Annotated in this window: 9 protein-coding genes; 8 read left to right on the plus strand and 1 reads right to left on the minus strand. The window is 65.7% G+C overall.

The window, feature by feature from the left end; all coding sequences use genetic code 11:
• Window positions 1–223: 223 nt before the first annotated feature.
• From fliD to RQP54_RS18635, 8 genes are all read left to right on the plus strand, one after another.
• Window positions 224–1645: a flagellar filament capping protein FliD gene (gene fliD / locus RQP54_RS18600; protein WP_315679971.1), complete on the plus strand. Its 1422-nt coding sequence runs from the start codon at window positions 224–226 to the stop codon at window positions 1643–1645.
• A 120-nt stretch (window positions 1646–1765) separates the two neighbouring features.
• Window positions 1766–2185 (plus strand): flagellar export chaperone FliS, encoded by a 420-nt coding sequence (gene fliS / locus RQP54_RS18605; protein ID WP_315679972.1) that lies wholly within the window; start codon window positions 1766–1768, stop codon window positions 2183–2185.
• A 20-nt stretch (window positions 2186–2205) separates the two neighbouring features.
• Window positions 2206–2505: a flagellar protein FliT gene (locus tag RQP54_RS18610; protein WP_315679973.1), complete on the plus strand. Its 300-nt coding sequence runs from the start codon at window positions 2206–2208 to the stop codon at window positions 2503–2505.
• A gap of 115 nt (window positions 2506–2620) precedes the next feature.
• Window positions 2621–4510 (plus strand): type I secretion system permease/ATPase, encoded by a 1890-nt coding sequence (locus RQP54_RS18615; protein WP_315679974.1) that lies wholly within the window; start codon window positions 2621–2623, stop codon window positions 4508–4510.
• 1 nt (window position 4511) lies between these two features.
• Window positions 4512–5843 (plus strand): HlyD family type I secretion periplasmic adaptor subunit, encoded by a 1332-nt coding sequence (locus RQP54_RS18620; RefSeq protein WP_315679976.1) that lies wholly within the window; start codon window positions 4512–4514, stop codon window positions 5841–5843.
• Window positions 5840–7228, plus strand: a complete 1389-nt coding sequence (locus RQP54_RS18625) for a TolC family outer membrane protein (protein ID WP_315679978.1) — start codon at window positions 5840–5842, stop codon at window positions 7226–7228. The genes RQP54_RS18620 and RQP54_RS18625 overlap by 4 nt, the downstream gene beginning before the upstream one ends.
• Before the next feature lie 12 nt (window positions 7229–7240).
• On the plus strand, window positions 7241–9013 hold the full coding sequence (locus tag RQP54_RS18630; RefSeq protein ID WP_315679979.1) for a tetratricopeptide repeat protein: 1773 nt from the start codon (window positions 7241–7243) through the stop codon (window positions 9011–9013).
• Window positions 9006–9605, plus strand: coding sequence for a methyltransferase domain-containing protein (locus RQP54_RS18635; RefSeq protein WP_315679980.1), 600 nt, complete (start codon window positions 9006–9008; stop codon window positions 9603–9605). Before RQP54_RS18630 ends, RQP54_RS18635 begins: the two co-directional genes overlap by 8 nt.
• A 100-nt stretch (window positions 9606–9705) precedes the next feature.
• Here RQP54_RS18635 and RQP54_RS18640 read toward each other — a convergent pair whose 3' ends face one another.
• Complete coding sequence (locus RQP54_RS18640; RefSeq protein ID WP_315679981.1) at window positions 9706–14022, minus strand: tetratricopeptide repeat protein; 4317 nt, start codon at window positions 14020–14022, stop codon at window positions 9706–9708.
• Window positions 14023–14031: the final 9 nt, after the last annotated feature.

Consider the following 14031-nt stretch of genomic DNA (forward strand, 5'->3'; position numbering starts at 1 on the left):
AGCCAACCAGTTGCCGCAAGGCGTGCTGGCCCTGTTGCGTTAAACCGCTCGGGCGTAAGAACGGTGCGGTTGCCGCACCGTAGGCGCAAAGAAATCGGCACCCTCGCGGTGCCGATTTGCTTGAAAACTCAAGTTTGCGCTGAATTTGTCGATGTATTCTGAACTTTGCGCGACATGGGACGGTCCGATAATGGAGCGGCTCAGTGCTGGGCAGGAGGTTCTCATGGCGATTACATCGACGGGTATTGGCAGCGGACTGGATGTCAACAGCATCGTTTCCCAGTTGACCGCCATCGAAAAGCAGCCGCTCACTTCACTCAAGGTGAAGGCGGCAAAACTGCAGGTGCAGCTCACGACAGTCGGGCAAATCCAGTCTCAGGTTTCGGCTCTGGCCTCGGCCGCCACGAGCCTGGGTAGCGTGCTGGGCTGGAAGGGTGTTACCGCCAGCAGTGCCAATCCGTCGGCGATCGGCGTCTCTGCCACGTCGGTAGCGGTGCCAGCCAATTTCAATGTTGAAGTGACGGCTCTGGCCAAGGCCCAGTCGGTGGCCTTGCCTACGACCGTCGGGTCGCCTGCACTGCCGACGGCCACGGAGCAACTGGGTTATGGAACCCTGAGCATCCAGGTAGGAAGCAAGGCGGCAGTCAATGTCACCATTGCCGACGGCAAGGGGACGCTGAGCGACATCGCCGCCAAGATCAATGCCACCACGGGGGTCGGGGTGACCGCCACGGTCGTCAACGATCCGAGCGGAAAGCAGAATTTGCTGATTCGAAGCAATAGCACCGGCAGCGACGGTGCGTTCACCATCACCGCCACCGAGGGGACAGGCGGAACCATCAGCGTCCCGTCCAATCTCTCGCGCCTGTCCTACGTGTCGGGCAACTACGCCATGGCATCCACCCAGGCGGCGCAAAACGCTGCCATTACGCTCAACGGGGTAGCAGCCACTTCCAGCACCAATACCTTTGCCAATGTGGTGCCTGGAGTGACATTGACCGCACTGCAGACCACGACCCAGCCGGCCGAAGTGAAGATCGAGCGCGACACTGCCTCCATCACCAAGGCGCTGCAAGGTTTCGTTTCAGCGTACAACGCGCTCAATGCCACGCTGAGCGAGGCCACCAAGTACGATGCCGCGACTAACGTTGCCGGGCCGATGCAAGGCGACTCGGTGGTCACGGGTCTGAGCAATGCAATGCGGCGACTGATGGGAAGCGTCCTCGACACCGGGTCCAGTTACAAGCGCGTGGCCGATGTCGGACTGACTGCCGGTCTGGGCGGTGACCTGGCACTGGACACGAGCAAGTTTTCTGCTGCGATGGCGGCCGACCTCAGCAATGTGCAGACCCTGTTCACTGCCTACAACGGCACCGACGCCAAAAACGGTTTTGGCGTTCGCGTCAAGGACTTTGCCAACGGCTTGCTGGCGTCGAGCGGCACGGTAACGGGAAAGAGCAGCGCGATCCAAAAGGCGATCGCGACCAACACGGCAGAACAGACCCGCATCAATGACAAGGCCAGCTTGTTCGAAGCGCGGCTCAAGAAGCAGTACTCCGGGCTGGATTCGAAGATGGCACAGTTGAATGCGCTGAACTCTTACGTGGCACAGCAAGTCACGACCTGGAATAAATCGAACAACTGAGGTCGCGTCTCCGCACCTGGGTGCGGCCGTGTCACCGGTTGATCCCCCATTTTTCGGAAACCACTTCATTCGATGAACAACATGCCGATAACGAAAGTAACACTTTCTGAAAGCAACAGCATGTTCACACCAGTCAGTACCCGTGCCGCCTCGGTCTACAAGCGCGTCAACGTCGAAACCGGCATCGAATCAGCCAGTCCACACCAACTCGTGGTCATGTTGTTTGACGCCTTGCAGCAGTATCTTCTGGCGGCACAAGGGGCCATGGAGCGTGGCGACGTAGCCTTGAAGTGCCAGAAGATGGGGGCGGCGATTCGCGTGCTTGACGAAGGTCTGCGCGGCGCCCTGAACCTGGAGCAGGGTGGCGACATTGCCCGCAACCTGGATGCGGTCTACGAGTTCTGTGTCAACCGCCTGACGGTGGCCAACCTCAAGAACGATCCCCAGGCCATTACCGAAGTGATGGGCATCATGGCGCCGATCGCCAGCGGTTGGAAGCAGATGAACGGACAGACACCGGCGAATGGACAAAGCCGCTGAAGGCGGACGGGGGAGTGCGCATGTCCCGCATGCTGATTGATTACTACAAAGCCATTGAAGACAGCAGCGCGAAGATGCTGGAAGCGGCGCAAGCCCAGGACTGGGAGGGCGTGGTGCGATACGAAGGTGCCTGCGCTGTGCTGATCGAGCAGTTGCGTCACCGGGCCCAGACCGTTGAACTGCTCGAAGAGGAGCGGGTGGAGAAGGCCCGCATCATGCGCCGCATCCTGGAGAACGACGCGCGCATCCGCGACCTCGCGGAGCCGTGGGTACAGTACCTCGATGGGCAGATGAACGGCGCGCGCACCCTGCTGCACTGAACCTGTTCGCGCTAGACAAATAGGCCGCTTTTGCGGCCTTTGTTTTTCGTTTCGATCCTGATGGGGCTGCCTATGATGGTGCGGACTTGGTTGTACCGGTACCGCACCTTCGCCCATGGCATTCCTATCCACAGCACCGCCCAATGAAATCCGGCTGGCATTTCGCCAGCTGCGGTCTTCGTTCGTCTCGGTCGTGGTGTTCAGTGCCTTCCTGAATGTCATGCTGCTGGCGCCCAGCTTCTACATGATGCAGGTCTATGACCGTGTGCTCGCCAGTCGCAACGAAACCACGCTGCTGGTGCTGACGGCCATGATCTTGGGGGCCTACCTGTTTACGGGGGCCCTGGAGGTCATCCGCACCTGGGTGCTGGTACGCGTGGGCGCGCGTCTGGACACCCTGCTGTCGGGCCGCATCCTGCAGGCATCTTTTGACCGCACCCTGCGACAAGCGGGAGGCAATGCCGGGCAAGCTTTGTACGACCTCACGTCCTTGCGGCAAACGTTGACGGGCGCCGGTCTGTTGGCCTTGGTTGACGTTCCCTGGCTGCCGTTCTACATGGTGGTCATCTATCTTGCGTCCCCCACGGTGGCAGGGTTCACCGCGTTCGGCGCCTTGCTGCTGGTGGGCATCACCGTACTGAATGAGCGCTCGTCCAAACTCCGGCTGGAGGCCGCCCAGACCCTGAGCATGAAGACCCAACGGGAACTCGGCAACCACTTCCAGAATGCGGAGGTGATCGAGGCCATGGGCATGCTGGGGCGCCTGGCCGAGCGCTGGGCCCGTGCCCGCAACCAGGAGCTGGCCTTGCAGTCGATGGCAAGCGATCGTGGGGCCGTGTGGGGGGCAGCGGGCCGCTTTGTGCGTGTGGCGATGCAGTCCTTGTCCTTGGGTCTTGGCGCCATGCTGGTCATCGAAGGACAGATGTCGGCCGGCATGATGATGGCCATGTCTATCGTGGTCAGCCGCGCGCTGGCGCCTGCCGAATCGGTGGTGGCGAACTGGAAGTCACTGATCACGGCCCGGTCCGCCTACCGGCGCCTGGTGGAGTTGCTGGGCAGCTTTCCGCCGCGTCCCGAGCCCATGCGTCTGCCCTCACCGCAGGGGCAGATCACGTTCGAAGGGGTCAGTACTGCCGCGCCTGGTTCCCGCCAGGCGATCCTGCGTCAGGTGAGCTTCGTCATCCAGCCCGGCGACGTCGTGGCCGTCATCGGGGCCAGTGGTGCAGGCAAGTCGACGCTGGCGCGCCTGCTGGTGGGCGTCTGGCCTGCCATGGGCGGCGCGGTGCGGCTCGATGGTGCTGATCTGGCCCAGTGGCACCGTGAGGACCTGGGGCCATTCGTGGGCTACCTGCCGCAGGACATCGAGCTGTTCGATGGCACCGTGGCGGAGAACATTGCGCGCTTTGGTGATGTGGATGCCGACGAGGTGGTGGCCGCGGCCCAGCGCGTCGGTGTACATGAGCAGATCCTGCGCCTGCCACAGGGCTACGACACGCCCCTTGGGCCTGGCGGCAGTTTCCTGTCCGGTGGGCAACGTCAACGCATCGGCTTGGCGCGTGCCCTGTACCGCGACCCGGTACTGGTGGTGCTGGACGAACCCAACTCCAATCTCGACGACGTGGGCGAGAAAGCCCTGTCGGCCGCCGTGTCTGATCTGGCCGCGCGCGGGCGTACCTGTGTGCTCATCACCCACCGCCCGGCGGTGCTTCCCCTGGCCAACAAGCTCATGGTGCTGCGCGACGGCACGTTGGCAGCGTATGGGCCACGCGATGCCGTGCTGGCGGCGTTGAACGGTCGCAGCGCCGAGCCCGTGCCGCCGGCAAATGCCGGCGCGGGCGGTAGCCGCCCCGCACCGCCTGTCGTGAGCGAGAAGGCCGCATCGGCACCCGACGCGCGACAGGATGGCCCCCGAGTTCCATCGCCACCGGCCCGATCCGAAATGCCGCCACCAGCGGTCCAGGCCGCCCCCGCGGCGGCCCCCTTCAATCTGCAGTTTCCGGAATGACATGAGCGACACCACCGTGCCATTGCCGAACCTCATGGAGCAGTTGCCTGACCTGGATGACGCGCGCGCGCGCCGTTGGGGCTGGTTGCTGCTGCTGGCCTGCTTTGGCTCCTTCATGGCCTGGGCCACGCTGGCACCGCTGGACTCCGCCGTGGTCTCTCCGGGGACCGTGACCGTGACCGGTAGCCGCAAGGTGGTGCAACCGCTGGCGGCAGGCAAGGTGACCGCGTTGCTGGTGCGCGAAGGCGACATGGTGCAAAAGGGCCAGACCCTGGTGCAGTTGGACGAAACCAGCAGCCGCTCGCAGCTTGACCTCGTGCGCGGCCAGTGGCTGGTGGCGTTGGCCACGCAGGCCCGTCTGGAAGCAGAGCGCCAAGGCAGCGACACCATTGTCTTTCCCGAGCAGCTGGCGCAGCTGGGAAGCGACGCGCGCGTACAGGAGGTCATGGCCTTGCAGACACGTCTGCTGGCTTCGCGGCGCCAGATGCGCAGCAATGAACTGCGGGGCTTTGACGCCAGCCTGCAAGGACTGGATTTCCAGGCGCAGGGACAGGAAGCAGCGCGTGAAGCCAAGGAAGCCCAAGGGCGATTGATGCGCGAAGAACTGCGCAACCAGAAGGCCCTGGCCGAAGAAGGGTTCTATCCCCGCAATCGTGTCTCGGAGCAGGAGCGCGGGTACGCCAACCTGTTGGGTAGCCTTGCCGAGGACGCTAGCCAGCTGGGCAAGGTACGCCAGTCCATGGTGGAGCTGCGGGCGCGAAGGGCTGGACGCGAGCAGGAGTTGCGCAAGGACATCGAGTCGCAACTTTCAGACGTGCAGCGCGAAGCGGCGGCGCTCGAAGTGCGGCTGCGTGCGTTGGAGTTTGAGGTCGCCAACGCCACGATCCGCGCGCCGGCCGACGGCATCGTCATGGCCATGACGCTCAACACCGTCGGTGGGGTGGTCAGCGCGGGTGCCACGCTGATGGAACTGGTGCCGACCAAGGAGCCATTGCGGGTCGAAGTCATGCTACCCGCTCACCAGATCGACCGGGTCAAGCCGGGCATGGACGTCGATCTGCAATTCACCGCTTTCAACACCGCCAACACGCCCCGGGTGGAAGGCAAGGTGGTGCTGGTTGCCCCCGATGCCCTGATAGACCCGCGGCATAATGGTTCGTACTTCAAGCTGGCGGTGGAAGTGCCCGTGCAGTCGCACGCCAAGCTGCGCCAGCATGAAATCCGCGCCGGCATGCCGGTGGAAGTGTTCATCAAAACCGGGGAGCGTACCTTCATGAACTACGTGCTCAAGCCCTTGATCGACCGGCTCAACCACGCCCTGATCGAGCCATGAGTCTGATGAAACCGGGATGGCGCCGCAATGCCTTGTTCGCCGCATTGTGTGTGGCGGGCTTGTCCGCTGCCCGTGCGGGGGAGTTTGCGCAGGCCTACCAGGCCGCGCTGCAGAACGACGCCAAGTTCCAGTCGGCGCGCTACACCCTGGAGTCGGGGCAGCAGGCGCTACCGCTGGCACGTGCCGCCATACTGCCTACCGTTAGCGCCACGATATCGGACATGCAGGTGCAGGGAACGCAGGACATCGAATCGGCGGGAACCACCACCAGCAACAACCTGGACTACCGGGCACCGAGCCAGAGCATCTCGGCCCGCGTTCCACTGATCAATGCCGCCGGGGTGGCGGGTACACGGGTGGCGGGGGCCCAGGTAGAGGCGGCCCAATCCCAGTATGAAGCCCAGAAGGCGGACCTGCTGGACCGTCTGACCATGGCATTCCTGCAGCGCATGCTGGCAGAGGACGCCTTCAGCGCCACCCACGTCCAGATGCAGGCCGTGATCGAGCAGCGCAACCTGATGCGCAAGCGCCTGGAGCGTGGCGAAGGCACCAAGACTGAAGTGGCGGAGGCACGCGCCAGCGTCAGCACGGTACAGGCCCAGTGGGCGGATGCACGCGACCAGGTGACGAATACCCGGGCGGCACTGGCGCAGATGACCGGCGAAAAGCTCACGGAGGCCAACGAAAAGGCGGTTCGGCTGGCCGATGACTTCAAGCCACCCGCATTGGAGCCGGCCGATCTGGCGCCATGGATTGCCATGGCCCTGGAAACCAGCCCGACCCTGCGCGCCAAGCGCCAGCTCGCTGCCGCCGCAGCGCAGGCCGTCGCCCGTGCCGACGCCGGCCACTTGCCGCGCCTGGATCTGGTGGCCAGCGTTTCGAATTCGCGCAACGAGAGTGCTTCATCGCTCAACCAGACTGTCAACCAGCGTGCCGTCGGTCTGCAGTTGTCGATTCCGATCTACAGCGGTGGGCAGGTGGTGGCGCAGGCCAAGGCCGCGAACGCCGAGCTTGCCCGTGCAGACGCGGAAGTCTTGGCGGAGCAGCGCGCCATTGAGCTCGATGTGACCCGTCTGTACCGCATTGTCCGCAACGGTGCCACCAAGCTGGAGTCCTATGTGGACGCGCTGGAAGCCAGCAACCTGGCGGCCGAAGGGGCCCGGCGGGGGCTGGAGAGTGGCTTGCGCACCAATGCCGACGTGCTGGAAGCCTTGCGCAAGGCAGCGCAGGCCCAGAAGGACCTGGCGCAGGCGCGCTATGACCATGTGCTGCAGCGCATTCGGTTGTTCAACCGCGCCGGCATGCCGGCCGAGAAGATTGCCGAGCAGGTCGATGCCCTGCTCAAGCGCGAGGAAGGCTCCCCGCCCGCGCCCACGGCCCAGTAGGTCCGGTACCGCATGCAAAGTGCAGCAGAGTTGGTGGCCCACGGCATGCGCGAGCACCAGGCGGGCCGTGTGGCGGCTGCGCTGGAGGCGTATGAACGGGTGCTTGCCATTGATGCCCGGCAGTTCGATGCCCTGCACCTGCGCGGTGTGGCGCTGCACCAGTGCGGTCGCTCCGACGAGGCGGTGCAGGCGATAGAGGCTGCGCTGACCCTGCGTACCCACGACGCGGCGGCGCTCTCCAACCTGGGGCTGGCGCTGCGTGCCCTCAAACGCCACGATGAGGCCCTGCGTGCCTACGACCGTGCCGTGGAGTCCGCGCCACAGTTCGCTCAGGCCTGGAGCAACCGGGGCAACCTGCTGCGCGACATGGGGCGTGGTGCCGAGGCGGTGGCTTCCTATGAACGCGCGGTCGCTGCCAACCCCCAACTGGCCTCGGCCTGGCACGGCCTGGGCTTGGCTTTGGGGGATCAGTCGCGCTGGGCTGACAGCCTGCAGGCCTTCGACCGCGCCTTGGCCTTGCAGGCTGACTATGCCGTGGCCTGGATGGACCGCGGCAACACCTTGCGTTCGCTGGAGCGCTTTGAGGATGCGCTGCAGAGTTACGAGCGTTCGCTGGAGTTGGCGCCCGAAACGGCCTTTACCTGGTCGAACCGCGGCGTGGTGCTCAAGCGCCTGGGGCGCTTTGCCGAGGCCGTGGTCAGCTACACCCGGGCACTCACACTCAAGCCCGATTTCGTCGATGCCATGGTCAACTTCGCCACCTTGCAGAAGGACCGCATGGACCTCGAGTCCGCCATCGCCCTCAACGAACGGGCGCTGGCCCTGCAGCCGGACAACAGTGGCGCCCACCTGAACCTGGCCATCTGCCATCTGGTCACGGGAAATTGGGATCTGGGCTGGCCCCACTACGAGTGGCGCTGGAAGACCGAGCAACTGCTCGACGGCGCGCGCAATTTCGCACAAGCCCAGTGGGACGGTACCGCCTCATTGCAGGGCCAGACCATCCTGCTGCACGCCGAACAGGGGCTGGGTGACACGCTGCAGTTCTGCCGCCTCGCCACACTGGTGGCCCAGCGCGGAGCGCGGGTGGTGCTGGAAGTGCAGGCGCCGCTCAAAGGGCTGTTGGCCGGACTGGACGGTGTGGCGCAGGTCGTGGCGCGCGGTGAGCCCTTGCCCCCCTTCGATTGCCATTGCCCGCTCCTGAGCCTGCCCTTGGCGTTGGGGTTGACCTTGGACGATCTGCCGGTGGCACGGGCCTACGTGCAACCCGATGCATCGCGCGTAGCAGCGTGGCCGGCCCGCCTGGGGGCGGTTGCCCCGAAAGTGGGGCTGGTCTGGTCCGGGCGTCCGGAACACAAGAACGACCATAACCGCTCCCTGCCGCTGGCCACCCTGGTACAGGCGTTGCCAGCCGGTCCGCAGTACCACTGTCTGCAGAAGGAATTCCGCCCCCTGGACGCCCAGCTGCTGCAGACCCTGCCGCAGATCACCCGCTGGGACAGCGCCTTGCACGACTTCCGCGACACGGCCGCGCTGGTGGCGCACATGGACTGGGTGGTGAGCGTTGACACCTCGGTCGCGCACCTGGCCGCGGCCATGGGCAAGCCCGTGTGGCTGCTGCTGCCCTACAGCCCCGACTGGCGCTGGATCGTGGGGCGCGACGACTCGCCCTGGTATCCCGAAATGCGCCTGTACCGGCAGCCGGAACTGGGCGACTGGGACTCCGTGCTGGAGCGCCTGCGGCACGACATCGACACTGAATTCAGGAGACTTCACCATGCATGAAAGCAGCAAAGCCATCTTCAGCCGCCTCAAGGACGCCCGCTACGCCACCCGCTACTTCGTGGGCGACGGCATCGACATCGGGGCCGGCCCGGACGCGCTGGGCCAGTATGGCGAGTTCTTTCCGCTGATGCGTTCCTGCCGGGCTTGGGACCTGCCCGACGGTGATGCCGAACTGCTGGCCACGGTGGCCGACGCCACGTTCGACTTCGTGCACTCCTCGCACTGCCTGGAGCACATGCGCAACGTGGATGTGGCCCTGAACCACTGGTTGCGCGTGCTCAAACCCGGCGGTCACCTGGTGTGTCTGGTGCCGGACGAAGACCTGTACGAGCAGGGCCAGTTCCCCTCCACCTTCAATTCGGACCACAAGCACACCTTCACCATCCACAAGAAGAAGAGCTGGTCGTCGCGTTCCATCAACCTGACGGAGTTGCTGGCCAACACGCAGGCGGACATCCAGGTGAAGAAGATCGAGTTGCTCGACGCTACCTACCGCTACAAGCTGCCCCAGCAGCTGGGCAAGCGCATCGACCAGACCACGACGCCGGTGGGCGAGTGTGCAATCGAGTTCGTGGTGAAGAAGCTGGGTTGACGTCGGTGGCCCTCTCTTTGGCCGGATTTTCGGCCAAATCTGCCTCTTGCCCGCATATTCATTGCGTAGGCAGCTACTGAAAGTGTAGCAACTGCGGGGGCTAGGCCCGCTGCAGGTCGGACAGCAGGTGCGCCACCGCATCGCCCCATTGGGCACGGGTCTGTTGGCGGTACAGCGTGGTACGGGGGTACCAGGGGCTGTCGTGGCGTTCGAGCAGCCAGCGCCAGTCGGGCACGCAGGGCAGCAGCAGGCGCACGCGGCGGCCCAGTGCCCCGGCCAGGTGCGCCACCGAGGTGTCCACAGTCACCAGTTCGTCCATCTGGCTCAGGATGGCGGCGGTATCCTCGAAGTCGCGGATCGCGGGGCTCAGGTTGTTCAGACGGCAGTCGCTGGGCAAGCTGGCGATCTGGGCTTCGGCAGCGGCCCCTTTCTGCACGCTGAAGCACTCCACGCCGTCCCAACGCAGCAGCGCAGCGAAATCGGCCAGTTGCATCGAGCGGTTGGCGTCATTGCCATGGGTGGGGCGCCCTGCCCAGACCAGTGCGATGCGTCGCTTTTTGGTTGAGCCCAGTTGCTTTTTCCAGTACGTGACGCGTTCGGGCAATGGCGTGAGGTAGGGCACCTGGGCCGGAACGGTCTCCAGCGTGGTGCCGAAAGCCCGTGGCAGGCTCAGCAAGGGGCAGTGGTAGTCGAAGGGTGGCAACTCCGCCCCGCTGGCCACCATCTGGGCCAGTCCTTCCACGCGGGACAGCAGGCTGTGGATGTCCGGCTGCACCACCAGCACGACGCGGGCCCCGCGCGCAGCCAGCAGCGGCACATAGCGCACGAACTGGAAACTGTCGCCAAAACCCTGCTCGGCATGCAGCAGGATCGTCTTGCCCTCCAACGGCTCGCCGTTCCACAGCGCTTGGGTGAACTGGCGCTTTTCCTTGGCGTCGGGTTGCAGCCAGCGGCTCTCGTAGTCGGTCCAACCCGCGGCGAAATCGCCCATGGCCAGCTCGATCAGCGCCTGGTGCAGGGCCGCCTTCACATGGCCGCCGGGCTGTGCGGTGAGGTGGCGAAAGGTCTGCAAGGCCTCTTCGAAGCGGCCGTTTTCCTTCAGGGCGATGCCTTGGTTGAAGCGGTATTCGCTGTCCTTGCCGGCGAGCTTGACGGCACGGTTGCTGGCGTCCAGCGCTTCGGCCCAGCGGCCTTGGGTGCCCAACGCATTGCCTAGGTTGGCCCAGGCCTGGGCGTTGCCGGGAGCGAGCCGCACAGCAGTCTGCAAGGCAGCCAGTGCCTCGTCGAGGCGGCCGATATTCTTCAGGAAGGCACCGCCATTCGACCAGCTCTCGGGGTCTGTGGGGTTGAGTCGGCATGCGCGCTGGCCGAAGGTGACGGCGGCATGGGTGAGCCCTTGGCGGAAGGCGCAGATGGCCAGCGCCGAGGCGGCGCGGGCATGGGTGGGGCACAGGCGCAGCGCCTGCCAGAACGCGGGCGCGGCCAAGGCCGGCTCGTTGCGCTCCAGCAGCACGCGCCCTTGCTCCACCAGCGCGTGGGCCGCGGCGTGGCGGCGCTTGCCTGCGGCGGAGTTCGGGTTGGCCAGCTCACGCAGCTCGCGTGTGAGCCGCTCCAGCACCGAATCCCAGTCGCGGTAGCTGGGTTGGCGCAGGATGCGCACGCTCGGGTACCAGGGCGTGTCCTCGCGCTCCAGCCGCCAGCGCCAGTCCGGCATCCAGGGAATGAGCAGCCAGGTCGGAATGCCCAGGGCACCGGCCACATGGCAGATCGACGTGTCCACGCACACCAGCAGGTCCATGTGCTGCAGGGCGGCGGCCGTTTCGCCGAAGTCCTTGAGCTCGTCTGAGAGGTCCAGCACCTTGCCTTGCAGGTTGGCGGGCAGGGCCTGCAGATCGGTGCTGCGCGCGCCGACCTGGAAGGAATAGAACTGCACGCCGTCCAGCCCCAGGAGCGGGTGCAGGGCATCCAGGGCGATGGAGCGGTTGGCGTCGTTCTTGTGGGCGGGGTTGCCTGCCCACACCAGGCCCACGCGCAAGCCCGGCGCGGTGATGCGCGCGGCCCAGGCCGCAATGCGGTCGTGGGCTATGTGCAGGTAGGGCACCTGCCCCGGAATCTGGTCGCCCAGGCGCAGCAGGTGCGGGATGCTCAGCAAGGGGGCGACCATGTCGTACGGCGGCGGGCGGCTGCCTTCATGCAGCAGCTCCACCCCCTTGGGCAGCTCCACCAGGGAAGTCAGGGGCTCCTGAATCAATAGCAACACACGCTCGAAATACGCGGGCAGCAGGGCGATATGGCGCAGGTACTGCAGGGTATCGCCGAGGCCCTGTTCGGCGTGCACCAGCAGGGTCTTGCCGTGCTGGACGCTGCCGTCCCACAGCGGCTTGGTGGTCTTGATGCGCTTGGAGGGGAAGTCGGGGACGTCGAAGCGGCGTTCGTAGTCGGCGTAGCCGCCGGCCATGTCACCGGCCAGCAGTCGCGCAAGCCCCCGGTTGTAGATCAGCCCCGCGTAGTCCGGCTTCGCTTTCAGCCCCTGTTCGAAACAGGCCATGGTGCTAGGGAGGTCGCCGATCGCCTTGAAATAGGCGCTGCAGTTCGACCAGCTTTCGGGGTCTGTGGGGTTGAGTCTGCAGGCGCGCTGGCCGAAGGTGACGGCGGCGTGGGTGAGCCCTTGGCGGAAGGCGCAGATGGCCAGCGCCGAGGCGGCGCGGGCATGGGTGGGGCACAGGCGCAGCGCCTGCCAGAACGCGGGCGCGGCCAAGGCCGGCTCGTTGCGCTCCAGCAGCACGCGCCCTTGCTCCACCAGCGCGTGGGCCGCGGCGTGGCGGCGCTTGCCTGCGGCGGAGTTCGGGTTGGCCAGCTCACGCAGCTCGCGTGTGAGCCGCTCCAGCACCGAATCCCAGTCGCGGTAGCTGGGTTGGCGCAGGATGCGCACGCTCGGGTACCAGGGCGTGTCCTCGCGCTCCAGCCGCCAGCGCCAGTCCGGCATCCAGGGAATGAGCAGCCAGGTCGGAATGCCCAGGGCACCGGCCACATGGCAGATCGACGTGTCCACGCACACCAGCAGGTCCATGTGCTGCAGGGCGGCGGCCGTTTCGCCGAAGTCCTTGAGCTCGTCTGAGAGGTCCAGCACCTTGCCTTGCAGGTTGGCGGGCAGGGCCTGCAGATCGGTGCTGCGCGCGCCGACCTGGAAGGAATAGAACTGCACGCCGTCCAGCCCCAGGAGCGGGTGCAGGGCATCCAGGGCGATGGAGCGGTTGGCGTCGTTCTTGTGGGCGGGGTTGCCTGCCCACACCAGGCCCACGCGCAAGCCCGGCGCGGTGATGCGCGCGGCCCAGGCCGCAATGCGGTCGTGGGCTATGTGCAGGTAGGGCACCTGCCCCGGAATCTGGTCGCCCAGGCGCAGCAGGTGCGGGATGCTCAGCAAGGGGGCGACCATGTCGTACGGCGGCGGGCGGCTGCCTTCATGCAGCAGCTCCACCCCCTTGGGCAGCTCCACCAGGGAAGTCAGGGGCTCCTGAATCAATAGCAACACACGCTCGAAATACGCGGGCAGCAGGGCGATATGGCGCAGGTACTGCAGGGTATCGCCGAGGCCCTGTTCGGCGTGCACCAGCAGGGTCTTGCCGTGCTGGACGCTGCCGTCCCACAGCGGCTTGGTGGTCTTGATGCGCTTGGAGGGGAAGTCGGGGACGTCGAAGCGGCGTTCGTAGTCGGCGTAGCCGCCGGCCATGTCACCGGCCAGCAGTCGCGCAAGCCCCCGGTTGTAGATCAGCCCCGCGTAGTCCGGCTTCGCCTTCAACCCCTGCTCGAAACAGGCCATGGCCTCGGGCAGACAATGGCGCTCGCACCACACGCGCGCCAGGGTACCCCAGGCGTCCGCGTGGGCCGGCTGCTGGCGCACGATCAGTTCCAGCTCGGCCTGTGCACGCGCATGCAGTTGCAGCTCCAGCAGGCACTTGGCCAGCATGAAGCGGTAGTCGACAGCGTTTGGCTCCAGGGCGCAGGCGCGGTCGAAATGGACGCAGGCCTGGGCATACTGGCCTGTGCCATAGAGCAGGTTGCCGAGGTTGTTGTGCGCGGCCGCGAACTGCGGGTCGTGCTGCAGCGCCTGGCGGTAGGCGTCAACGGCCTCCTCCTGCCGTCCCAGGTTCTTCAGCGCGACGCCACGGTTGGCATGGGCGCGGGCGTTGTCCGGAGCCAGTGCCAGTTGGGCATCGAAGCGCGTCAGCGCGTCGGCGTGGGCACCCTGGGCATTGAGCAAGACTCCGAGGTTGTTGAGCGCGTGCGGGTGGTCCGGCTCGCGCGCCAGCACGGCCTCGTAGGCCGAACGGGCGGCGAGCAGGTCTCCGGCATTCTGCAGTGCCAGGGCCTGGGCAAATGAGTCAGTGGTGTCTGTACGCGTTTGCCGCAGGGCCATGGAGCAAGG

The sequence above is a fragment of the Curvibacter sp. APW13 genome (assembly GCF_032337135.1).
Classification (GTDB): domain Bacteria; phylum Pseudomonadota; class Gammaproteobacteria; order Burkholderiales; family Burkholderiaceae_C; genus Allorhodoferax.